This is a genomic window from Kiloniella litopenaei (assembly GCF_000982415.1).
GTDB lineage: Bacteria > Pseudomonadota > Alphaproteobacteria > Kiloniellales > Kiloniellaceae > Kiloniella > Kiloniella litopenaei.
Genome location: NZ_LANI01000032.1, coordinates 41,177 through 63,326, shown reverse-complemented (window position 1 = coordinate 63,326; position 22,150 = coordinate 41,177). Strand labels below are relative to the sequence as shown.

The following is a 22,150-nucleotide window of genomic DNA, read 5'->3' as shown; positions in this document are numbered from 1 at the left end:
CCGGGTTCAAGTCCTGGTGGAGGCACCACTTCTTTTCCTAAAAAATCAAACACTTAAACAAATCAGCCAGCAGACTATAATTGCGAGTTTTTCATGCAATGCATGATTAACTATTTAAATTACCCTTCACTCCACCCAACAATCCATATCATCAAACATCATTTCAGACGGCTCCACGTCACCCTGATTCTTATAAACGACCTTGTGTATTTTAGGCCCTGTCACCCCGACCATCCCGCCAAGGCCGTCACGGGTTTGCTTTTCCAGTAACCGATAGGCGTATTCTAAAGCGGGTCGTTCCATGTCGTTCTTGACGATCACTTCCTTTTTAACAATCCGGCCTGAATGATCATAGACAGTGAATTTGTAGAAGCCGTGCTTTTGGGTGGTGATGTATGAGTCGTGCGTCATCCATAGAACGTATAGAGAACGTTTATGACGGTCAACACCACCCAGACCGCTTGCCGCCATCATAAGTCCGGCCTAATCCCGACGCTATTAAAAGCTCTGTCAGGCTGCGGCCATCCGTCAAATACACATCAGCAACAACGCGCCCGGCGTACTTTCCGTGCTTGACGTTTCTAAGAATTACCGACCCCCCAAGCACTTCACGCACGTAATCACGGGCTGCGATTGCGGCTTGCTTCTCCCCATCACACTTGCCCCTAATCTCGGGGGTATCAATACCGTTTACCCTTACAGAAACATCAATTGACATGCCGGGCCACGGATGCGCTTTAGCCTTGAAGGTGTCGCCGTCGTAAACAGATATAACATCGGCGGGAACTGTTAGCCCATCGGCGAATGCGGGAGGCATAAATAAGAAGGGAATGATTGTGAGGTATTTAAGCATTACCTCTTTTAACTGGATTCAACTATGTAATCCAGCCTAAGGAATGACCTTAAATATATTTGATGCGATTTCGACGCGCTTTGCCGGGAAGTTCTCAGGGGCAATCACCCAAACAGTGACCATCCGATATTCACCCTCACCAAGATCGCACACGGTGGGATATGTCCACCAATTTAAGTCTATGTTATCCGGCAGCTTGTCAGTTGGCGTGTAAACATTTTTGCCATCTTGAAAGCATGTTGTTGCGAAAACGCCGGAAGGCTGTTTTTTGTGGATCTCGGCAACCCACGTTGCAGTAAACTTTTTATGGATTGATCTCTCGACAGATAGCAAGGGCGCTTTCCCTGCTTTCGCGTCAGACACAACGACGCTCTGCACTTCCATCCAGTGTGATGCAGGGATTAGGGCCTTCAATCCCGTTATAACTAAAGGTGCGGCGGCCAAGATTAGCAAAGCGCAAAAAGCATAATTATTATTAAGAAGGCGCAATAGAAAGCCCTCCGTTTATGACAAACATTACAAAGGCACTTATAACAGCGGTGCCGACAATCCAAAGGACACGAGATCCGACCTTGTTTTTGCTCTCTGTAATCTCTTTGATGTTGTCCGTGATCCCCTTTATGGCATTCTCTACACGATCAAACCTCTCGTCCATATGCTTCATGTTGTTTTCCGAGAGCGCCTGGACAATCATCTGCTTATTTCTCCACTCTTCGAGCGCTTTGACGCGACTCTCTAGTTGATTGGGCATCGGCACCCCTTTGTTAATCGTCATCGTCCCAAGCAGCACGACCACCAAGCCTGACTGCGATATAAGCTGCCCATCGTTTGAGCCACGGCATCCGGTCTTGTTCTGCCACGATCCGCAAAATCGCATCAGCAACCGCCCGGGAGCCTTCCCGGCTTGCATAAAGTAGATCATGCAAAGTTGCCGCCCGAAAGAAACGCGCATCAGCCCTTGGAATAAACCACCATAGTGCACGAGGCGCGGAGGCCCCGTCGTAGTTAAAGCCCCCCGGCACAATCACGTCCATTCCTCTTGGCCCTGTGATCTTGTGGGCGCAAGCAGCCGTAAAGGGATTGTCGGGATCTTCGGGCGACACCCAGACCAGCACCGCTCCTGGGGGACGCGATGACTTGATCTGGGCCAGATCGTATTCAGGTGTGAACTCATACACCTTAGCCATTGTTTTTGCCCGCTGCGTCCCAAGCATCCCAAGAGCTTTCCATTTTTCCTTTGATCACGTCCCATTCAGCGCGAATTTGCTCTGGCGTCTTATCACCGGATTGAACAGCGTGATATGCTTTAAAGGCAAACATGCCGACTTCAAACAAAGCGTTAATTGTTGCAAGCGTTGATGCGCTCATGATTCAGCCCCTTTACGGATTGTGAGAAGAGTGAAAGCGGTGTTGGAAAGTATTGTTAACGCGCTCTGGTAATCAGTCACAGAGCCATCGCAAAGCGCAACCGTTGACGGGCGAAGGTCATTAACCAGCTTAACAGAGTCTTCGGATAGCTCCCCTGCTGCGCGGTATCCGGCCAGAACTTTGATTGTGGACGAAATGCCGTCACAAGTAAGCTGTAGCTGTTGCTCAGGTGTAAGCTTATTACCACCCGGTGTCGTGCAAGCAGACACAAAAAAAGCCGCTACAAGAGCGACCGTCATCAATATGTTTTTCATGGTCAATAACTTCCCTAATAACTCCATGACGCAGGGCGATATGCGTAGGGGTGGCCCTCGTCTATGTGAATGAAAGTCTTAGCAACCCCAATACCCTTAAAACGCATGTCGCTAATGGTGGTAAGTAGATCGTAACGCCTTGATTTGAGCGGAACGATATCCGCAGCCAGTCCGGCAGAATGCGCGCCGGGCCGCTTCTTGTTTTTCTCCACAGGGTGATTCCGGCACCGAAAGCCGCTTGTGATTTCCAGAGGCCCGACCTGATTACGAAGCTCTTGCAGCTTTGCCATAAACTCAGGCTTCATATCTGCACGACCACAGCCGCATTTACAGGTAAATTCAGAAGCAGAGAAGTTGGGGTAATCTGGCCAATTGATCATGTCGGCGTTTCCCCTGCGAGAATGGCATCTTTACGCGCTTCTGTGAGTAAACCAGCCGCGACAATTGCAGTCACACCAGAGAGCAAATCAGGGTGATCCAGCCAGATATCATCAGCCAGTAAAAGCCCGTCTTTCCAATCGGCAATATCAACATTTTGCATTGCCGCCCCGATAATCGCTCGGCGCTCGTTGTCCGTGAACAACCTCATGAAATCGCGTTTAGGGAGGGTTGGTGCGCTTCCCCGCTTTTTACGTCTTGCTACTGCCATTCTCTTAGCTCCACTGAAGATCCACACCGCGAATACGCTGCGCTTTGGTGTTGAGGGTTTCGATTTTCCATTTCACCGAAGTGCCGGAAGGTTGGGCTGAAATATCAACATCAAGAGCCGATAAGATCCGGCCTACAGGTGCCGAGAACTCTTCAACAAGCGTTCCTTGCGTCCACGTTGCCCCGTTATCTCTACTGACATATGCCTTGAGATCAGTGTTCAGCGTGATAGCGTCGATATCTTCCTGCCATATAAATAGGTCCATCTCCGTCGGGACTGTATCTGCTGCAAATGCCGCAGACTGAATAGTCATGTTTACCGCATCACCTGCCGCTAGAAGCTCAAACTCGTTTATGTGAAGATAAACATCGCCGTTTAAGGATGTGATGTATAGGCGGTATTTTGCGTAGTTCGCAGAGCCTATCAGTGTATACGAACGCTTTTGTTTGTCGGTCCAACCTGTCACATTTGTCTGAGTATCCAGGTCAACCCATGAAGATCCATTCCAACCCTGAAGCTTAAAATCTTTAGGGGCGCGGGTAAGGTTTGCGGCAGGCGGTCCGGTTACAGTGTAGCCACCAATAGCTGTAGCAATTCCAAAATCATACTCAATCCAGCCAGGAATATCATTAGCAAGAGAGACAAAATCATTCGTGCTGTTGTTATCAAAGGCTTTCCATGCTGAATATGAGGCATCGTATTCAGAAGAGGCCGAAGCCGTACCGGACGGAGCTGAGGCCCCTGTCATAGTAGGGATTGCATCCGTACCAACTGGCCCTATGCCTTCGTAATAATCACCCGCAGCGCTATATGACTGGTTCGTAGAGGCGCCAGTATCCACCCCACTTTCATCTGCAAAAACGTCTGTCACGCCATCATCTTTATTCTGAAGCGTGTAGTTGTTTTGCGCCATTTGGTTGAATTGGAGTAGGGCTATTGATTTGCGGGCTACTTGGTCGGTTGATGCGAGCGAAATACTAGGAGATAATTTTGCAGATGTGACCGCACCGTCATCTATTTCTGCTGTGCTGACGGTGTTTTTGCTTGCAAGCACCCCCAGTGCAGTCGACAGCCCCCCCTTATTAACCCACCCATCATTAGCTGCATTTCGCTGCCAAAGTGTATCTGTGTCTGGCTCTGCCCAATACATAAAGGGAACAGTTGCAGGCGGCTCATCATTCCCGGAGTTTTGTGTTAAGATCGCCATTAAGATCGAATTTATATCAGGCAGGAAATCAGATCCCGTCTGGTCGTCTATAATCAAGTCATTATGCTGTGCCATCAGGAAACCTCGTCAGCGTAAATGGTGCATTCGTTTATTGCTATGTTGGTGTTTTCGTCGCCAGATCTGAGTCGCAATTCAAAATCAAAAGCCCTCACGTTATGTTCTGAGCCGACTTCTTTTTTCCAGTCCGACCACACAGGAGAACCGCCGTTCGGGTCATCGTTTGTCGTCGTGATCCACAGGTCACATTCAACGTCGCCCGTCATGTCGCCAAGGATTGAGGGCCACGTTGATATCAATCCGCGCTTGGATATTTTATTGCTCTCGTCGTATCCCGTTACATCGACCTCAACGCGAAGCCTCACAGGCTTTACTGATCCCAGATCAATCCCAGACGCAAAGCGATATTTTCCCGTTTCTCTGATACCGCCGAGCGTATTAAAGGACTCAATCTCCGAAATTAGATCGACTTCCGAAATAAGCTGTTGCGATGACAGCCTCAGAGAGCCATTCCGCAGCACAGTGCCATCTTTTTCGCCAGACCAAGCGGGATGAGCTTGGACATATGTAAGCGGGCTATATGCAACCAACCCCGCCCCATCGGTCTCGACCTTGGCTGTCTCAGTGCTTCTTCTGCCGCCGCTATCTTCTGTTTTTAGAAGGTATGTACCCGCCCGCAATGGCAAAGCAACAGAACCAGCGGTTCCAGCAACAGGCTCACCGATAGAAACCGAATTTTCCCAAAGAGCTTCACTTAACGGCTTGGGTGAATGACGGATTAAGACGCGCCCGCCAAACACCACATCAAGCTCGCTTAGTGCTTTCCATGTGATGTAAGCCAGCCCGCCGATCTTTTGCAGATTAACCTCACTTAAAGGCTGTGGTGGTGCGGTCAGGCCATATATTTTGCCTATAAACTCGGCGTTCGAAGAAGACACCCCGAGAGCGTTATAAGCTATAACGCTTACATAAATATCACCACTATCAACATCCTGAACTGTCACCTTCGGGTTTTTATTTTTCGGGATAATTTTTAGAGACGACCCGTTGATTGAGAAAGCGTATTCGTATTCTAGGGGATACGGCCATTCCGTGACCGCTGTTTCAAAGGTAATTCTTGTTTTTAGACCACCCCCGGGCGACCTATATAATTCCTCAGTGACTGACGGAATGCCCGGTTGCGGAACATCAAACGGCGAAGGTAAATTACTGTCTGGCGCGGGATCGACAATTGTTTCCTCACCTGAGTTCCAGTCGTAAATTTCTGGCGCAGTTTCACGAAGAACCAAATCGATACCCAAAACAGGGACGCCGTTGGCCCCCTTTTCAGTTACCAGAGTTCTTTTTTCTACAAAGAAATACTTTTTGTCCCACCCGAAACGAGGCAGGGTAAGCATCACATTTTTGCCCGGCGTTACTTTCATTGCCCGTAACTTGCAAGGCAAATTAACCGTTATTTGTTGAGCGCCCTTTTCAAGAACTATCTTTGCGACCCGCTGCCCCTGACACGGGCAATCTGTAAAGTTCTGATCAAAGTCCTTATAGATAACTTTTCCGTTATCTCTCGCCTCATAAGTGGCGTTTCGGACAACAGGATAATCAGCGGGCTGATGGTCATTGTCAGGGCTGATATATTTACCCTTAACGGCATTAAATAGATCACGCCTTGTTGTCCTCGGGCTTACTTTGATCGGTCCTCGAAAATCATCTGCTGTTAGCTCTATGGTCGGCGGCTCCCACACACCGGGCTGGATATACCATGACCCGCCCGACGGAATTAGGTCGCCCGCGCAGCAAGTAAGCATGTTTTGTATTATTTCGCGTGGCTTTAAATTGCTCTCAAAGTCACCATTAAGCCGATAACGTCGCGTTCCAGACCGCTTAATCGACAAACTGCCAGTACCAGGGCTTGTTAACTGAATAGCAGAACCATTCGCCGTTGCAGAAAGCTTAATTCTTTTGTTTGAGAGAACGGAACAATAATAATCCGTCACCGCGTCAAGCGGGTCTGGCAGATCACCAGTACTGGACACTTTGACCACATCACCATCACGCAAGGCGTGTTTGTCAGTTACGAGCAAAACTTCTCTCGGCATCACGGTCATCGCCCCTGAGCCGCCAGAGATTTCAATCTTAGCGCCATTGAGCGCATCAGCTTCGCTTGCAGCAAAGGCTATCTTAGTGCCTGACGAGCGGATAATATAATAGTCAGTATCAACCAATAACGGGTCTGGCAGATCGCCAGTGCTGGCAACCCTAACCTTGTCCCCTGTTTCCAAACCAAGATCTGTACCAAGATTGACATATGATGTGGGGCCGTTGTTTTTTGTTACGTATGGCATTACGTCCAAGCCCCCGCGCCGCCGCCGTATCCACCGCCACCGCCATCGCCGCCCGGATGCCCGCCACTGCTACCACCTGAATTGCCACCGCCAGTTTCATTAAAGCCGCCGCCGCCATTAAAGTTATCAGAAGCAGAGCCGCCCTCTTCTCGTTGTCTTGGTGGTGGATCTTCCCAAACCGTTCTTAGGTCATATTCAAGTGAAAAGCTGGCTTCGGGCAACGCAACGGCGCGGCTCGTCCCTTCAATCGCCACAGTCTCATCACAGGCGTTAGCCCCAGCTATTACACTATCTTCTGGTAAGTTATAGTCATCAATATCAAGCCCGTAGAGCGGGTCTTTTAGGTAGTCAGCAATACAAAGCTGGGCATTGTCGCTCCACTGAACTTGACCCGTCCTAGGGTCTTGGACTTTTCGGCCCCTGATAAGGGCTGAAATCGTTGGTGCTCCGTTTGGAAATTTGTCCTGATTATATTTAAGACGAGCTACAATGTGGGCAACGCCTTGGCCTTTATGGTCCTCAGTCCAGTCTGGAAACGCCGCGACGAGATCAGGATCGGCTTGCTGATTTGGCCCACCCAAATGCTTATTAATCTTCACATATCCGGCGTATTTGCCAATAGCATTGCCGTTTTCGTCCAAAGGAACGATTTCCTCAGCAAAATAAACTTCCTTAATGCTATCAACTTCATGTCCGGCTAAAGCCAAAACCATGTAGAGGTAGCTTCCGCTTGTATCGACAAAAGGAAGCGAACCGCCTTTGCGAACCTCACCATAGACAACATCTCGCGATTGAACTGGTTCACGAAATGTCAATATTCTTGACGAGCCAAACTGCTTTTGTTTTGGTGCAGACGCCTTTTTACCAAACAGACCATTAGATACAGCCGAAAGCCCGAAGTTAAGAGCAGCGCCAAGCAGAGCCTTGGCTATAAGCGCACCAATGCTGGCTTTGGCTAATGCCCCGGCAACAGCAGCGACAGCAGCCGCAACAATTCCACCCACGTTACAGCCTCCATCCGGCAATAGCCCGAGAGAGCGGAATCAGTGATCCACCCTGCTTTATATCAACGATCAGAATATGAGAGCCAGTGACAACCCCAATGCCTTCACGGGCTTTAGGGCAATCGACAAGCGCAATATCTCCCCGCTGTAAAAAGGCTCTGTCAATCGGCTCTGAACCAAGCCGATCGGTGACCATATCCCCAAGGTCTTCATAGTTATTTTCTGCAAGAAAATTTAAAGCCCCGGCTGCGCTATCATAAGAACCCGCTACATCTTCACCGACCTTTCGACCTGTGGCCCGCTCGACCCAATCCAGACACATAATCGAGCAATCAGAAGCACCCCAGACGTGCTTTTTGCCCAGCCAATCCGCAACAAAACGATTTAGCTGGTTGGGCCAGTCTTCAAATCTCGTCATTTCCAGATGATTTCTTTGTTCTGTGTTGCGGTGACTTTTTCGAAAAACTTGTCTCCGGGGTACAAATCTTGCTGGTCTTCGTGGGTGTATCGGCGTTCGCGCGGCCTATCTAAATCAATAAGAATTGTCTCAGCCTGTATCGTGATCGAGCCAGTATCGCCATTGTCCTCAATGGTCGCCGTATCCATGCGCCCATCAGAAATTAGATAAGGATCGCCCGCCAATTGTCCGTATTCGTCAAGAACGCCAAGCCACAACCTTGACCGCCGACCTTGATAGTTCTCAGTCAAGACAATCCCCAGGTATTCAGATGGAATCCCGTTTAAACGATAAGCTTGGGTATTTGCTCTTAAATCATTGCCGTCTTGAGGGTTTGATATCTCACCCAGATTACCAATTCCGGTAAACGCTTTGCTTTGCCAGACTATTTCTCCGAGGCCCGTAAAAACTCGGACGGGCGTAGGATCAAAATCAAATTCAGCAAGAATAATGGGCGAGAAAACATCATTATCCTCAATATAGGAGAATGTGTCTTCAACGCTCATGGCACCACCTCGATACACTTGATAGAGATATTGTGATGGCCAATAACGTCAGAAGCCCATTCCGTTGTGTTTGGGGCAAGACGCCATAGACCAACAGCGCCAGAAGTTACAACAGGCTCATTGTCTGCCCTGCCTGTCCTAACCAAAGGCCAAATACCCACGGTTGCCTTGCCGTTTGCATCGGCATTGACCGCCTCAACGACACGATGCAGCCTTGCACTTGATCCGCTACCGATCTGGATAACATCACCACGTAACAGGTTGCCCGTTGAGTTAGCTGTTAAGCCTTTGATGTTGATTTCTCTGACCCCTACGGCGTGATTCCCATCGAGAACAGGCGTTCCAGTCGGTGTTCCAAGCGGCTCTGTTGCATCGGGGTCACCCATAAGAAACGTGCCCTCAGAGCTATTAAGACCCAACATAAAACCTTGCCAATCAGCAGCATGGACCCTCAGCATCGGTGGTAAATCAAATTCCGCTGTCCATTGTTGTCCTTGGCTTACCTGAACCTCTTGAGAGAAGGTGAAGGGGGACACATTCATGCCGACGGCTGAAAGTGGCTTCATCGAGAAATTACGAATGCCGGGTGTTGCTGGAAGAGTAAGGGGATACGAAACCATTAATACCCCCCCAGATAGCCGCTGCCACTTCGGTAGCTTTCTTCTTGAACCTGTTGAACAGCCCCTTCAATAATCAACGGCTCGCGTTCATCAAGTGCCTGTTTGATCTTTTGTTCTACTCCAACCTCCGCACCTCGGGCATCAATATTATAAACCACGCTATTGTTAGAGCTTGAGCGGTTGCTGTTGTTGATTGTCTGCATGGATTTCGAGATATCAGGTACACGAGGCACAGAGCCACCGACAAAACCACCATCTGCAAAAGCTGGGATATTTCCTGAATTAATAGCCTCAAGCAAAGGCAGATTCTTAGCTGTTGCCGCCGCATTCACAACGTATTCGCCGTTACTGACCGCCGCGAGGATTGAATCAGATCGTGGCCCACCCGGACCAACGATTTTACCGCCGTCAGCAAACTTGAATAGAGAGCCGATCCCTGACGTGAGGCTGCTAAAGAGGCCCCCAAAAATACCGCTACCGCCACCAGAACCACCGGAGCTAGACAAAACATCTTCAAGCTTCAAGCTTTCAGCTAGAATTTGCCCCAAAACATCAAGAGCAACCTTGCCCAATGCGTCCCAGCCATCTGCCGCAGCGGATAATGAACGCCCGATACCGTTTTCAAGGATATCGGCAAGCTCCTGCTCTGACTGTTTTTGACGCTCAACAGCTTCTTCGCGTTTTTTGAACGTCTCTTCTGCTTTGTCGAGTTCTTCTGAATGTCGCTCGTAAGCTTCTATCAGACGATTGATCTGCTCTTCTTCAAGGCCCAATGCCTCAAGGCGTTCACGGATAGCTTCTGAACCCTGCTCAATCTCTCGGGCTTGTTGGTATGCTTCGTAAGCTTCTTTGCCTTGGAGAAGCGCCTGAACTTCGCGCTCGATGTTAGCTATTTCTTGCTCAACATCTTTTACGGCTTTAGTTTGCTGCTCAAGTTCGGCGTCAGCTTCTTTTTTGTCCTGATCAGCTTTAGCTAACTCTTCTTTTTTCTTTCTAACATCAAAAAGAGCATTAGCGACCTTAAGAATTGACCCTGCCGACTTGTGATTAATATCAATACCTAGCTGATTAAGTTGATTATTAAGGAACTGCTGGCGTTCATTACGCTGCTCTTGCTCAAGCAGAAATTGCAGCTGCTCTCTTTTGCGCTTGATTGCCTCTGCTTCTTTTAGCTCTTCTTCTGTTGGGGGCTTTTCTTTAGTCGCTGTAGAAGTGATTGCAACAGCCCCACCCGGATGCTGCCCGCCCGTGAGCTTCGAGAGGTTGTTGATTGTTTCGATAATTTGCTTATTTAAGGAAACGACCTGCTTGTTGATTTGGTTAACAGCATCATTGCCGTCTACATCATTAAACCCTAGATCAAGAAGGTTGCTCTTGTGTTTTTCCAGCTCTTCCGTGGCTCGAATTTTGGCTTCTGCCGCTTTTCTTTGCAAACTATCAAGATCAAATTCGAGTTGTATCTGCAAGGGTGATTTATTTAGGTCACCCCGAAGTGATGATACAATATCTTGAAGCTTTTGAAGCTCCCGCCTTTTCTCTTCAACGTCCCCACCAAAGAAGCTGATCTTTTCCGAGATGCTTATTTCTTTTTTTAGATCGGCGATTTCAGACGAAAGGCTCGAAATTGACTGCTCTGCATCCTCAAGCCCCGCGTCTTCAATGAAATCAGAAAAACCGCTAACAGCTTTAGCAAACCCCTTAGAGAACCCCGTTGCCCTATCCATTGTGGAAATCAGACGCAAGAAGGCATTATCAAGCTGGGTTAATGCCTCGGCTCCTGTTTTCTCGATCTTGTCGAACTCTTCTTGCAGTGCCTGTGATTGCGTAGATAGAGCATTGACTATCTTGTCCGCGGTTAATGATCCCTCAGCCCCGAGAGCGCGAAGTTCACCAACAGAAACGCCCAAGCCATCAGCAAGGGCTTTTGCTAACCGGGGAGCGTTTTCCAGAATAGAACGAAGCTCGTCACCTTGAAGCCTGTCAGATTGCAAAGCTTGCCCGAACTGCTGGACAGCCGCCGCAGCTTCCTGAACACCACCGCCAGATATACGGCTGGCCTGATTAACAATCGTCGTTAGCTCAATAAGCTTGGATTGAGAGAGGTTTAATTCTTCCGTACTTCTCGCAACTCTCGAATAAAGATCCGCAGTGCTTTCAAAGCTGGACCTTGTATTCTGAGCTACAGAAAACAAGCTATTTTGTGTGGCAGTCAGTTCAGCAGTGCCGTTTGTTACAAGCTTTAACCTGTTTTCCGTCTGCTTCCAGGCTTCCGCATAGCGATAGATTTGCTGGACAGATAAGGCCCCTGCAACAGCACCCAACGCAGGAACAACGGCACCAGATAGAACCCGACCCAATCCAGCAAACTGGCTATTCGTCCGCGCAACCGTCTGGTCCATCTTACGAGTGAATTTCTCGCCTGACTGCTCGGCTCTCTTAAGCTCACGACGCAACCCTTCGGTCTTCGCCTCGATCTGCCATATAAGCCGTTCAATTTCACTCATATCACGTTTGCTCGTTCAAGTTTTTGACGGAACTGTGCGAAATCCTCTTCGCTATCCGACTTGTCATCAGGCGAGTTGGATTTTGTCCTTTCCTCGAGTGAGGCAAAGAACTCGTGCGGTGTGGATTTCCAGAAGACGTTAGGGGACCAACCAAGCACCCCTGATGCGATACCGAGATAGCGACGAAAAGGGATTACTTCGAACTCTTCGCCGCTTTCGCGTTTCCCTCAGCACTCTTTGCCTGACCACCAGTAATGGCATAGTCAAAGAACAATCTGACAGGTGTTTGAACACCCTCAGAGAGAACCCCAGAAGCCACAACCATCGGGCCAACTGCACCAAAGGTTGCTGGCTCACCCGCAGCATTAAGCCCATGGGTAATGATCGAAGTAATCTCTGTTAACGTGAAGTCACTCGCGTAAACTTTACGGGCCAGAGCAACAATACCCATGCCTGTTTCCGCTTCGATCTTACAAAGGCACTCAAAGGACGGAACAAGCTTATACTTATTGCCGTCCAAAGTTATCGGAACTTCGCCCCTGATTTTATTTACCATCAGGAATAAGTAGGCTGACCAGCATTTTGAAGGGTAACGCTGTATTCGGTAGCCCCATCATTTGCCCCACCAATATCAAGCTGTGTGATTGAGAACGCGCCAGCGTACTTATTGCCAGAATCATTCAGAATCAGTTCACAATTCACATTCGTTCCAGCTTCCCAATGAGCGCGAAGGATTTGCAGCCCGTTCGTGTCGGGCCACACAGCAAAACCGGACGAAGTGACCGTCATATTCCGGGTGCCGGGCAACGTCGAACCCCAACCGCCTGTCGTCTTGTCCGACACATCAACCGCATTTGCTGCGCCGCTCATGCGAGTGTCTTTTTGACCAGACAAGTCATTGAATGCTTCTGGGTCAGCGCCATCACCAACCTTTAAGATGACCTTAACGCCACTCTCTTTAGCCATTTTCCTTACTCCATAAAAAAAAGCCGCTCAAAAGCGGCTGGAATTAACCTTGAACAAAAATTCTAAATCGTTGCACACCGTGATAGGTATGCCCGTCTGGCTCTCGGATCGTATCGCCAAACACCCAACGGATTTCACGAACATCAAAGCCCGTTACAGTAAGAGGTTGCTTGTGAAGACTTGCGTAAATCTGCGCTCCAAGCTCCTTGACTTCTTTGCGTCCGGCATAGTCAGACCACGCGTGTATCGTCAGCGTTATTTGCTGTCCGTCATCCGTTTTTGTACTGTCGTCGGTCGCAGTATCATCGCCTATCGTGACATAAGGGGCCTGTGCTTCTGGCGGCACATTATCATAGACGTTCACTGATAAATCTGCGCTCAACTTGGCGTAGATAGCCTCCTGAACCTTCCATGACGCATCAGCCATTACGAACCATCCTCTTAACAGCTTTATTTACAGCATCACCGACACGCCTACGGTTTTCTTTACGATTAATCTCTGCGGCTGGCGTCATAAATGGTCTTGCTGGTGTACCAGGGTGCTGCCCGCCACTACCAACTCTAATTTGCTTACCCTTAACGAATGACCGCCGCTTTAAGCTGTGTGGCTTTGTGCCGTACTCAACCCACGCAGGCTCATAATCAACATCGTTTCGTTTAAGCTGTGATTTCGTCCGAAACCCCATCACAACTTTAAAACCGTTGGATTGAATACCTATGGCCTGTTTATCAGCAAGTGCACGCTTCAATTCAGGATAAGGCGCTCTTTTAATGGCATCAGCCTGAACCGTCTGAGCCGCTTCAACCAAAGCCTCTTTAACTTCTTTGGTAATTTCTTCTGGCGCACGTTGCAGCAAACGGCGCAGTTTCGCAGCCTGTCGCCTGTTGTGAGCCTTAGCACTCATGTCGCAGCCCCTAATTCAGCATTGAAAAACAAATACCTTTCGCTGCTATCACCTTCTAAAATCTCTCTGATATTCAGGATTTTTGATCCCCAAACAACGCGCCAAGAGGATGAAATACCACGGCTGCGGATTTTAATTCGATATAGTGTTGTCGATGCTTCTTTGTCGGCTGTGATTTGCTCGCGACCAGAGAGGGGCTTTACATTGGCCCATACTTTGGCGACCTCTCCCCAAGTTTCAGTTTGACCTCCACCGCCATCACTAACGAGTGACAATTCTTGCAAGGAAATCCGCTCCCGAAGCCGTCCCTTATTCATGCCAGCTCCCACACCCGATAAGGACTTAACATATTCTCGGCTGTGGTCAGGATACTGCTATCAACCTCGTCAAAATAGTATGTAATCAAAAGCAATATTGCATGTTTGATATCATCTGGAACCTTAGACGAATCACCATAGCCCGCAGTGTATTCAATACGAATGCGATCAAGACTTTTAGTGCTATCAAGATCAGGCCATGACTGATTAGGGGCCAGCTTTACGAAAGCCTGTCCGAAACGCTCTCCAACCTCGTAAACAGAAGCAGCGAGTGTCTGCTCTACTCCGTCAACATCGTCATACTTAACAGAATTAACAACACCAAGCGGGGGCATCTGCAACCAGATACAATCCAGCCAGCAATCAAGTGTCGCTGTATAGGTTCTGGTCACCAAAGCCCGCCCCAGAATTGTCTCAGCATGGGCTGTAGCCGCCGCAATATGAGATGTGATAAGCGCATCAGCGTCGGCTGTGTCCTCCATGGACAATTGACGCTTTGCTTCTGCGAGAGAAACAGGCTTGTCCGCTGCTGGTGTTGTTATGGTGAGTGACATGGTTATTTTTTGACCGCGCCAACGCTTATTGCCGCATCCAGAAGGTCTTTAGGGCAATCATCACCCTTTGCAAAATCCGTTGGGTATGGATTTCCACCAGTTGCACCCTTGAATGCCTTTTCAAACTTCTTTCCGCTTTTTTCCGATTCAAAACGGCTGTCCTGAGTCTTCTTTTCTGTCTTCTCAGGGGCTTCTTTTTTAGTGTTACTCATAATGATCACCTATAAAAAAGGGGCGCAGACTGGTCCACGCCCCATCATTAAAAATAAGCCAATTAAGCCGCGATTTTGTGGTAGCGCATCCACTCAGGATTCCACAAACCACCGCCTACACGCTTGGTTGTGTAGAACATGGTGTAAGGCTTATTGGTGTACGGGTCGCGAAGCAAACGAACCCCCCGACGATCAAAGATGCGATAAGTTTGCTTCATATCGCCGTAAAGCACTGGAATTGCGTTAGCCGCAATATCCGGCAATCCAGACAATTCACGCATAGCTTGCCCAGCCACAGTCTGGGGTCGGTCTGCCGCATACGAGGGTTGCCACAAATAATTACCGTCGCCATCTTTAAGTTTACGGATTGCGGCGATTGTGTTGCGGTTCGCAAAATAACCCGTATCCCTTGATGTGCGGCGGGTTGAAATTGCGTATTTTAAAGAAATCAAACCATCTGCTGTGATTTGAGAGGCGTGACCAGAATTAACCTCAGCAATCGGGCCAAGAGGATGCCGATCAGCAGCAGCCAAAGCGCCTTCAATGGTTGAGGTATATTGTGTTATGCCTTTTGGCTTCTTAACCCCATCACCGCTTACAAACGCAATGCCTTCTTGCGTCGCAAATTCATCTTCAATTTCACTTGAAATCCACGCAGCAATATCAGTTTCTGAATCTTCAAGAACATAATCTGTTGCTGCTGGATTTGCGTAAACTTCCCCGAAAGAAAATTCGTAATCCGCGAAAGCAGAGCCGTGAGTCGCATCCCGCTGCTCGGTTTCGCCGACCCACCCGGATGATGTGCCGCGCAAATTATAAAGATGCTTAAAGCCCGCGCCCGTTACTGGGACTGCCGTTGCGTACATACGCATTTCGGAAGCATCTTTAAGTTTGTCAGTAATCTGACGGTCCCATTCGACAGGTGCCGTTAGCCCTCGCTCCACATCATTTGTAGCTGCGAGAGGGGCCATAACGCCACCTGGGCGATTAGCTGCTTTCAGTTCTTTTTCAAGGGCCTCACCGCCATTGCGGAACCAGTCATTGAACTTGTCGTTATACGCCTTAACTTCTGGTGCGATCTCTTCTTGATCTCGGACAGGATCAAACTGCAATGCCGCCATTTTCTTGGCGTTTTCATCGACGGTCGCTTGAAGTTCATTCAGCGCTGCGTTGATGCGATCAAGCTTTTCAACGTCGATCACATCAGCAACGCCTTTTTTTACTTCGGCTTTGATGATTTCTTCATTTGTTGCCTTAAATTCAGCAAAGGCTTTTTGAACCGCCTCTACAGCAGCTTTAGGGTCGGTGGCATCTGCGCGCACAGCCATAAAGCCACGCGGACCGCGTGTTTTATCTAGCGTCTTCATGATATTTTCCTATGTTTATCGGATTGAATTAGCCAAGTTCATTAGGCTTAGGGATATATCGTCAGCGCAGGGCGTAACGGTTACAGTAGCGCCGAGCTTACTGCCTTTAACATCACCCAGAAGCGCGCGGCGTTCTGAGCGAGTCATGTCTGGTTTATGCGCTCGAAGCGCGTTGTCTAATTTGATTGAGGCTCTAATTGCCTTTGCATCTAGGGCTTGTGTTTCGTCTTGTTCAATCTGGTCGCTTTCCAGAAGTGAAGTAGCCAAGCCAGCCTCTACAGCTTCCTTGCCATTAAAATACGTCTCGTTATCCATCCACTCGGACGTTACCTCAACACTCTCGCCCGACCTCTTTGCGTAAAGCTCTGCCATCGCGGTATCGAACGGCTCCAAAGTGTCAGCAGCCCCTCTTAAATCGTGGCGATTTCCAACAAAGACAGACCAAGCATTATGGATCATTAAGAACCCGCTCTCACTGATCTCAATATCATCACCGGCCATTGCAATCACAGATGCAGCGGATGCAGCGATACCGAGGATTTTAACCGTAACTCGCCCCTTATGTTCCCGAAGCATGTTGTAAATCGTGATGCCCTCAAAGAAGTCGCCACCAGGGGAATTTAATTCAACAGTAATATCTTGCTCACCGATACTGCGAAGGGCTGCGCTAATCCGCTTTGCTGTTACGCCTCCACCAGAAAAAGGATCGTCGCCAATCACATCGAGCATCGTAATTGTCGTGTTGTCACTGTCAGCCGCTTTTACAGCAGGGTTCCAACCGTCAATAGCTTCGTCTTTCATGATCCAGCCACGAACAATAGAGCTATCAAAAGCCTTTATTTCAGGAAGTTTTTTAAGACTCATTGTCTTTATCTCCGTTCTGCTTTCCTGCGGTGTTTGGCGGCTCATAGAAACGGTCACCACCCTCTCTTGGTGGCAGACCCTCTGAGCGGCGTACCTCATTCGGGCTACGATAACCCCATTGCAGAGATTTTGCGTTTGCCTCAGACCGGGCTGCAATATCGCCACGTAACAGTTTTGACGAATCAACCTCTGCAACTAAATCCATACGATTAGACAGCAGGTCGCGCTCGGTGGCCCCCGTCCAGGTCTCGAACCAATCATTGAGGGTGTAATTCACAAACCCCATTGATTGCTGCTCGATGCCAGAACCCCATGAAGTTGATGTTTCAGTGAACCCGATCATATGCGGAGGAACGCCAAAGAACATGGCTATCTCTATGACTGAGAACTTTTTATTTTCAACAAATTCAGCATCTTCGAAGGTCATCCCGAGAGACTTGTATTTCATATCCTCTTCGAGAATGAGGGTCTTACCCGCGTTCTTTGACCCTCGATATTTTTCTAAACCATCACGAAGTCGCTTTTGCGCGTCTGGCCCCATTGATTTAGGATGCTCTAGCACAGCGCCTAGATTAGTTCCGTTCTTGAATGTTGATGACCCATGATCTGATGCGGCCTTTGAAAAGCCTATCGCCTCTCTAGCGTACTGGATTACAGATAATCCCTTAACCCCATCCAGTGACATGCCTCGTAGGTGGAAGATATCATCCTGTGCGAACTCAACTTTCGTCCCATCACGGCGTGTGTATGTGTACTTAAGCGAAAGATCGTTCTCTTGCTTAACTTCTGTCTGGCTAGGAGGCATTGGGATTAAAGAAACTATTTTACTCCCAGAGCGCACTTTGTAAGCGTAGCCATTACCCCGCAGCAAAACACACATTTGCAGATATTTTCTAAACTCTTGCGCCGTCTGCCAACCATTTGGCTTGCGATTTATAAGGACTGAAATAGGGTTTTTGTAATCAACCTTTAACGTCTCTTCATCCTTAATTCGAATAGGGACGGTCCCGATGACACCACACAGTAAATTTACACAGCGAAAAACCGTAGAAACCTGTAAGCTTTCGGACTCCCCCACTGCCACGCCAGAAGCGGTTTCTTTGCCGGAGCGCATATAATCTGCAAGCTCTTGCGAAGACGTCACATTACTTAAATCGTACGTCTGGCCCATCGCTTGAGGCGTGTTTTCTTCTTTGGCCGGTACTTGATCGCCCCGGAACCAATCCCTAAAACCCATTTTGCCTCACATCACAAGTAAGCCGCGCTCTTCATAAACAGAGTCAGCACCATTCAATTGCCCAGCCTTAGCCGCGCCAATTCCCATCGCTAAAGCCACAGCACCATCAATCCGGCCTGTTGCTTTTCGCTTGTCAAAAACTTTATTACCCACACCGCTTGGATCTTCCCGGGCCACAACAGAAGACACATTCCAACGCAGGACCGGATTAATCGGCGTTACAAAACGCTCTTCAATGATTGCGTTTTCAAACTCTTCAATAGATCCCGGCATCCAGAGCGGGTTTTCTTTAGGCTTCCCATGTTCATCGAGAATATGATCGCCGCGAACGTCTTTTAACGCCCCGCCACGCCTGAACCCTTGTGGGTGTTCAATCATCGGCGGCTCAATACCTAAATCTGCGAAATCGTCTTCAAGTTCTTTAAATCTGTATCGATCATAAGCAACGGCTTGTAGGTCAAAATCTTCCATCACCTCACCAAGCCGCGAACCAATTGATTCCAATTTAACAATCTTGCCGTCAGTCGCGTTTAAGTAACCTTGCTCGACCCATTGAGGGTAAGGCACCCGGTCTTGATCTGCCCGATGCTTCATTGTTGCGCCCGGCGTCCAGAACTCAACAAAGCAGTGGTATTCATCTTCAACAGCAAAGACCAAAGCCAGTGCCGTTAAATCCTTTGAGTAAGACAAATCCAGACCAGCCCAGCATGGCTTTCCGATATAATCAGATAGCTGAACATCTTTTTCACATGCATCCCACGCCTGCTTTGATACCCAAGCACTTTCAGCATCAGTCCATCGGCAAAAGTTCAATCGAAGAACCGTATTTTGTTTCCCTGGCATCGCTCTTGCCGCAGCGACTTGGGAGCGTAAATAATCCTCTTTAATCGTAATCCCTAAAGTCGGGTTAGCTTTCGCCCAGCAGCTTTCGTCCGTAAAGGGGTCATCATCGTCATCAAGCGCGGCAATATAAGTAAAGAAATCGTCATCGATAACATCACCCTTACAAACCCGCGCACCGTGTTCGTGTTGTTCCCAACAAACCGTTGTTCTGTCTGACCCGCTATTCGTGATCATAAACAACAGCGGTTGTTCGCGACCTTTAAAACCAGCCTCAAGCATTTCCAGACAGGTTCTGTCCTTGTGCTCGTGAAGCTCGTCAACCAAAGCGCAGTATGGTCGCGGCCCTGACTGTCCGTTGTCGTTCGATATAGCCTTAAAAAATGATTCCGTTGGCAAGTGCGACAATTGCCAAACCGGATTGCCACCCGATCTGGTTAATCTGTTACTCAGGTTAGGCGAAGCATTGACCATCGAAACCGCATCGCGAAACAGGATCATTGCTTGATCTTTTTTTGTTGCCGCCGCGTAAATCTCTGCCCGCTGCTCTTTATCAGCGGTCATCATGTAAAGACCAATACCCGCAGCCAGTGGCGACTTACCTGATCCCTTCCCCGTTTCTATATAAGCAGTTCGAAAGCGACGATTTCCATTGTCCTTCTTCCAGCCAAATAATGACCCGACACAAAAGGCTTGCCAGTCAGCCAGTTCAAAAGGGACAACCTCCCCAAGCCTGAAATCGAGAACCGTCAGGACAACCCGAAAGTAATCAATCACCCTTGCAGCGGCTTCATAGTCAAACCACAAACCCCGCTTATGCCCGTTTTGCAAATCATCCAAGTGGCGCCTGCAAGCCCCTCTAACATGTGGGCCAGCCGGAAAATCACCGTCAACAACACCTTGCGCGTATGCAGTCGCCCGATCAGTTAAAGAAGCTGTCTGCCGGGTCTCTCGTTTTGCCATCAGGTATTGTTATCTTTGTCCTGTCTGCGGGCGTTCCGCCCATCGCCGAGATACACATTCTAAGTTGGTTTATTTCAGCGTTCGTCATCTCTTCGCGATTAATCAGCTTGCACCGAAGCACACAGGCGATTTCCATCAAAACCCGATCAGAAGCAGCAAGCCATGGGAAATCTTTTTTAAACCCCTCCCAGATACCGCGTTCGTCATCGTTCATAAATTCGGACGGCTCACCGAGCGGTACAATTCCATCAGGCTCGGACCTGTTTTCGAACCGACCTTTGTTTTTCCGGTCCTGTCCCGTTGCCCGCGCCTTAGCTAACGGCGTTCTGTGGTTGGGCATTACCTAAATCCCGAAAATCTGAACTGTGGCGCTGAAAATGTAACTCCCCTCGGCGGTCCCTTACCCTAGACCCCTAGACTTTTACCCCTCCCCCCCTATAGGAAGGCTCAGGATAAGCATCTTTAATCATCAATGAGGTGTAAGGCACTGGAGTAAATCAAGCGCATCAGTGAGCTTTAAAATCGCTTTGTTTTGTTAAACGGATGCGCCCCATCAACGGGCCAGCCATCAGAGCCAATCTCGTTAGAGTAACCACGCTTCTCATCGGCTTGCTTGGTGCTGTTGTGGCATGGGCTACACAATGCCTGATGATTGTCAGTATCCCAGAATAACTTGTTGCAACCTTTGTGCGGTTCGATGTGATCCACTACGTTCGCACTGGCGATGATACCCTTGGCCTTGCACTTCACGCACAGCGGGTTAGCAGCTAAGAACTCCTTGCGATACTTGCGCCAGCGGTTGTCATAGCCACGCTCTCGTGAACTACCGCGCTTGCGGTCTATCTCTTTCCAGTTCTTTTTAGCCATGATCCCCAACGCAAAAAGCCCCACCGAGAGGCAGGGCTTTGGTCGCACGTTTTAGAAACTATCTGAAATGTATCACTCAGCCCCGAACCTGTCAACAGAGCATGAACATAAAGAGATTAAAAAGGGAACAGTCACTCGTCTCAAACAATCACAAATCATGGATGCGAATCCCGTATGGGTCGCCACTTCGGCACTTATTGCAAAATTTTTCTTTTTATTACAACCACTTAAAAAAGTGTGTCCCGTTTTGTAGGTCGGTGTGTCCCGTTTTCATCACGCCCTCGGCATCCCATAATGATCCGCTAAAAAATCCAGTGACAAAGACAGCCCATACATACCGCCGTCACGCCCTCGTCCAACTCGTTTAGTATGCTCTGCAACTTTAACTTCATGCAAGCACACATCAACAATCAATGACTGCGCCGAATACGGCAAAGACCTCAAAGCCCTGACAAAACTACTCCAGCACAACGCCTGATGCTCTGACATTTCCCGCTTGGCCCCACCACCATCAACACGCACAGTCATGCCCACGACCTGCACAGGCGAACGCCCCGCGCTGTACCACGTCTGATACAGCCTATCACCAGCCTCCCATTGGCGATGTGTAATATTCCCCCGCACTCTGTACCGATCTATCAACCGCTGATCTGTGACACGATGCGCGAACACTCCGGCTTGCTCTGTGAGAATGCCGCTCTCGATAACCCTGCCCTGTTTACGCTGCCACTTGATGAGGCGATCTTCGCTTGCTTTGGTCATGCGCTTACTTCCCCTCCAGCAGTCCGACGCCACCAAACAAAGCGGCAGCAAGAAAAATGAATGTTGTAAAATCCCAATCATCCAGCCTTGAAAAATAAATCCCCACCGCGGCAAGAATTAATACTACGAGAGCCTTACCAATCATGATCATTTAGCCCTCCGCTTTCATCAACTCGCCAAAGCTATGCAATTCGGTGTATTGCTTGATCTTGCAAAAAGCTTGATGAACTTCCACCGGGTCAACACCATGATTCCTAGTAATAAAAACAAATAGATCTTTCAGCATCTCCATACGTATTTCATCGCTTTCAGCCCCAACCCAGTCGCGCCGACAAACCCCATTGCAATTAGTCAATCTCGCCTGTTCTTTCGTTTCCTTGTCGTTCCAGTCAATAACTTCCACGGGGCCCGTTTTCTTGCGCCATAAAATTTTTGCGTTTTTTATATCGATCAT

General features: G+C 48.8%; 33 protein-coding genes. All 33 read right to left on the bottom strand.

The window, feature by feature from the left end; all coding sequences use genetic code 11:
* Nucleotides 1-126 precede the first annotated feature (126 nt).
* The 33 genes from WH95_RS18655 to WH95_RS18505 all read right to left on the bottom strand — a co-directional run bounded on the left by WH95_RS18655 (nucleotide 127) and on the right by WH95_RS18505 (nucleotide 22,150).
* On the bottom strand, nucleotides 127-474 hold the full coding sequence (locus WH95_RS18655; RefSeq protein ID WP_046509893.1) for a hypothetical protein: 348 nt from the start codon (nucleotides 472-474) through the stop codon (nucleotides 127-129).
* The gene (locus WH95_RS18650; RefSeq protein ID WP_052742153.1) at nucleotides 443-853 is read right to left on the bottom strand and encodes a thermonuclease family protein; all 411 of its coding nucleotides are present in this window, start codon (nucleotides 851-853) and stop codon (nucleotides 443-445) included. Before WH95_RS18650 ends, WH95_RS18655 begins: the two co-directional genes overlap by 32 nt.
* 36 nt (nucleotides 854-889) lie before the next feature.
* Nucleotides 890-1,342, bottom strand: coding sequence for a hypothetical protein (locus WH95_RS18645; protein WP_046509891.1), 453 nt, complete (start codon nucleotides 1,340-1,342; stop codon nucleotides 890-892).
* The gene (locus tag WH95_RS18640) at nucleotides 1,329-1,604 is read right to left on the bottom strand and encodes a hypothetical protein (RefSeq protein WP_157846019.1); all 276 of its coding nucleotides are present in this window, start codon (nucleotides 1,602-1,604) and stop codon (nucleotides 1,329-1,331) included. Before WH95_RS18640 ends, WH95_RS18645 begins: the two co-directional genes overlap by 14 nt.
* 13 nt (nucleotides 1,605-1,617) lie before the next feature.
* Nucleotides 1,618-2,040 carry a DUF1353 domain-containing protein gene (locus WH95_RS21555; protein ID WP_052742152.1) on the bottom strand — a complete coding sequence of 141 codons (423 nt, stop codon included), beginning with the start codon at nucleotides 2,038-2,040 and terminating at the stop codon, nucleotides 1,618-1,620.
* Nucleotides 2,033-2,221, bottom strand: coding sequence for a hypothetical protein (locus WH95_RS18630; protein ID WP_046509889.1), 189 nt, complete (start codon nucleotides 2,219-2,221; stop codon nucleotides 2,033-2,035). The genes WH95_RS21555 and WH95_RS18630 overlap by 8 nt, the downstream gene beginning before the upstream one ends.
* Nucleotides 2,218-2,535 carry a hypothetical protein gene (locus WH95_RS18625; protein ID WP_046509888.1) on the bottom strand — a complete coding sequence of 106 codons (318 nt, stop codon included), beginning with the start codon at nucleotides 2,533-2,535 and terminating at the stop codon, nucleotides 2,218-2,220. The genes WH95_RS18630 and WH95_RS18625 overlap by 4 nt, the downstream gene beginning before the upstream one ends.
* Nucleotides 2,536-2,549: 14 nt before the next feature.
* Nucleotides 2,550-2,915, bottom strand: coding sequence for a D-Ala-D-Ala carboxypeptidase family metallohydrolase (locus WH95_RS18620; RefSeq protein WP_046509887.1), 366 nt, complete (start codon nucleotides 2,913-2,915; stop codon nucleotides 2,550-2,552).
* Nucleotides 2,912-3,184, bottom strand: coding sequence for a hypothetical protein (locus WH95_RS18615; protein WP_046509886.1), 273 nt, complete (start codon nucleotides 3,182-3,184; stop codon nucleotides 2,912-2,914). The genes WH95_RS18620 and WH95_RS18615 overlap by 4 nt, the downstream gene beginning before the upstream one ends.
* 4 nt (nucleotides 3,185-3,188) lie before the next feature.
* Nucleotides 3,189-4,466: a discoidin domain-containing protein gene (locus WH95_RS18610; protein WP_046509885.1), complete on the bottom strand. Its 1,278-nt coding sequence runs from the start codon at nucleotides 4,464-4,466 to the stop codon at nucleotides 3,189-3,191.
* The gene (locus WH95_RS18605; protein ID WP_046509884.1) at nucleotides 4,466-6,751 is read right to left on the bottom strand and encodes a phage tail protein; all 2,286 of its coding nucleotides are present in this window, start codon (nucleotides 6,749-6,751) and stop codon (nucleotides 4,466-4,468) included. Before WH95_RS18605 ends, WH95_RS18610 begins: the two co-directional genes overlap by 1 nt.
* Complete coding sequence (locus WH95_RS21350; RefSeq protein ID WP_046509883.1) at nucleotides 6,751-7,755, bottom strand: hypothetical protein; 1,005 nt, start codon at nucleotides 7,753-7,755, stop codon at nucleotides 6,751-6,753. Before WH95_RS21350 ends, WH95_RS18605 begins: the two co-directional genes overlap by 1 nt.
* 1 nt (nucleotide 7,756) lies before the next feature.
* The gene (locus WH95_RS18595) at nucleotides 7,757-8,173 is read right to left on the bottom strand and encodes a DUF6950 family protein (RefSeq protein WP_046509882.1); all 417 of its coding nucleotides are present in this window, start codon (nucleotides 8,171-8,173) and stop codon (nucleotides 7,757-7,759) included.
* A complete protein-coding gene (locus tag WH95_RS18590) occupies nucleotides 8,170-8,718 on the bottom strand; it encodes a hypothetical protein (protein ID WP_046509881.1) in 549 nt (182 codons plus the stop codon). Before WH95_RS18590 ends, WH95_RS18595 begins: the two co-directional genes overlap by 4 nt.
* On the bottom strand, nucleotides 8,715-9,338 hold the full coding sequence (locus tag WH95_RS18585) for a hypothetical protein (RefSeq protein ID WP_046509880.1): 624 nt from the start codon (nucleotides 9,336-9,338) through the stop codon (nucleotides 8,715-8,717). The genes WH95_RS18590 and WH95_RS18585 overlap by 4 nt, the downstream gene beginning before the upstream one ends.
* Entirely contained in the window at nucleotides 9,338-11,842 is a 2,505-nt protein-coding gene (locus WH95_RS20815; protein WP_052742151.1) for a tape measure protein, read from the bottom strand. Before WH95_RS20815 ends, WH95_RS18585 begins: the two co-directional genes overlap by 1 nt.
* Entirely contained in the window at nucleotides 11,839-12,012 is a 174-nt protein-coding gene (locus WH95_RS21895; RefSeq protein WP_407060152.1) for a phage tail assembly chaperone, read from the bottom strand. The genes WH95_RS20815 and WH95_RS21895 overlap by 4 nt, the downstream gene beginning before the upstream one ends.
* Before the next feature lie 23 nt (nucleotides 12,013-12,035).
* Nucleotides 12,036-12,398: a gene transfer agent family protein gene (locus tag WH95_RS18575; protein ID WP_046509879.1), complete on the bottom strand. Its 363-nt coding sequence runs from the start codon at nucleotides 12,396-12,398 to the stop codon at nucleotides 12,036-12,038.
* A complete protein-coding gene (locus WH95_RS18570) occupies nucleotides 12,398-12,808 on the bottom strand; it encodes a phage tail tube protein (protein WP_046509878.1) in 411 nt (136 codons plus the stop codon). Before WH95_RS18570 ends, WH95_RS18575 begins: the two co-directional genes overlap by 1 nt.
* Before the next feature lie 43 nt (nucleotides 12,809-12,851).
* Nucleotides 12,852-13,235: a DUF3168 domain-containing protein gene (locus tag WH95_RS18565; RefSeq protein ID WP_046509877.1), complete on the bottom strand. Its 384-nt coding sequence runs from the start codon at nucleotides 13,233-13,235 to the stop codon at nucleotides 12,852-12,854.
* The gene (locus WH95_RS18560) at nucleotides 13,228-13,713 is read right to left on the bottom strand and encodes an HK97 gp10 family phage protein (protein ID WP_046509875.1); all 486 of its coding nucleotides are present in this window, start codon (nucleotides 13,711-13,713) and stop codon (nucleotides 13,228-13,230) included. Before WH95_RS18560 ends, WH95_RS18565 begins: the two co-directional genes overlap by 8 nt.
* Nucleotides 13,710-14,030 (bottom strand): phage head closure protein, encoded by a 321-nt coding sequence (locus WH95_RS18555; protein ID WP_046509874.1) that lies wholly within the window; start codon nucleotides 14,028-14,030, stop codon nucleotides 13,710-13,712. Before WH95_RS18555 ends, WH95_RS18560 begins: the two co-directional genes overlap by 4 nt.
* Entirely contained in the window at nucleotides 14,027-14,584 is a 558-nt protein-coding gene (locus WH95_RS18550) for a head-tail connector protein (RefSeq protein WP_046509872.1), read from the bottom strand. The genes WH95_RS18555 and WH95_RS18550 overlap by 4 nt, the downstream gene beginning before the upstream one ends.
* A gap of 2 nt (nucleotides 14,585-14,586) precedes the next feature.
* Nucleotides 14,587-14,796, bottom strand: a complete 210-nt coding sequence (locus WH95_RS18545) for a hypothetical protein (RefSeq protein ID WP_046509871.1) — start codon at nucleotides 14,794-14,796, stop codon at nucleotides 14,587-14,589.
* Nucleotides 14,797-14,858: 62 nt separating this feature from the next.
* Nucleotides 14,859-16,163, bottom strand: a complete 1,305-nt coding sequence (locus WH95_RS18540; RefSeq protein WP_046509869.1) for a phage major capsid protein — start codon at nucleotides 16,161-16,163, stop codon at nucleotides 14,859-14,861.
* A gap of 15 nt (nucleotides 16,164-16,178) precedes the next feature.
* Nucleotides 16,179-17,027 (bottom strand): head maturation protease, ClpP-related, encoded by an 849-nt coding sequence (locus tag WH95_RS18535; protein ID WP_046509868.1) that lies wholly within the window; start codon nucleotides 17,025-17,027, stop codon nucleotides 16,179-16,181.
* Nucleotides 17,017-18,264 (bottom strand): phage portal protein, encoded by a 1,248-nt coding sequence (locus WH95_RS18530; protein WP_046509866.1) that lies wholly within the window; start codon nucleotides 18,262-18,264, stop codon nucleotides 17,017-17,019. Before WH95_RS18530 ends, WH95_RS18535 begins: the two co-directional genes overlap by 11 nt.
* Nucleotides 18,265-18,270: 6 nt before the next feature.
* Complete coding sequence (locus WH95_RS18525; RefSeq protein ID WP_046509865.1) at nucleotides 18,271-20,067, bottom strand: terminase large subunit; 1,797 nt, start codon at nucleotides 20,065-20,067, stop codon at nucleotides 18,271-18,273.
* Nucleotides 20,027-20,407: a hypothetical protein gene (locus WH95_RS18520; RefSeq protein ID WP_046509863.1), complete on the bottom strand. Its 381-nt coding sequence runs from the start codon at nucleotides 20,405-20,407 to the stop codon at nucleotides 20,027-20,029. The genes WH95_RS18525 and WH95_RS18520 overlap by 41 nt, the downstream gene beginning before the upstream one ends.
* 176 nt (nucleotides 20,408-20,583) lie before the next feature.
* Entirely contained in the window at nucleotides 20,584-20,934 is a 351-nt protein-coding gene (locus WH95_RS18515) for an HNH endonuclease signature motif containing protein (RefSeq protein WP_046509862.1), read from the bottom strand.
* A 273-nt stretch (nucleotides 20,935-21,207) separates the two neighbouring features.
* Nucleotides 21,208-21,696, bottom strand: a complete 489-nt coding sequence (locus WH95_RS18510) for a hypothetical protein (protein ID WP_046509861.1) — start codon at nucleotides 21,694-21,696, stop codon at nucleotides 21,208-21,210.
* 4 nt (nucleotides 21,697-21,700) lie between these two features.
* Nucleotides 21,701-21,847 carry a hypothetical protein gene (locus WH95_RS21345; protein ID WP_157846017.1) on the bottom strand — a complete coding sequence of 49 codons (147 nt, stop codon included), beginning with the start codon at nucleotides 21,845-21,847 and terminating at the stop codon, nucleotides 21,701-21,703.
* Nucleotides 21,848-22,150 carry a hypothetical protein gene (locus WH95_RS18505; RefSeq protein ID WP_046509860.1) on the bottom strand — a complete coding sequence of 101 codons (303 nt, stop codon included), beginning with the start codon at nucleotides 22,148-22,150 and terminating at the stop codon, nucleotides 21,848-21,850.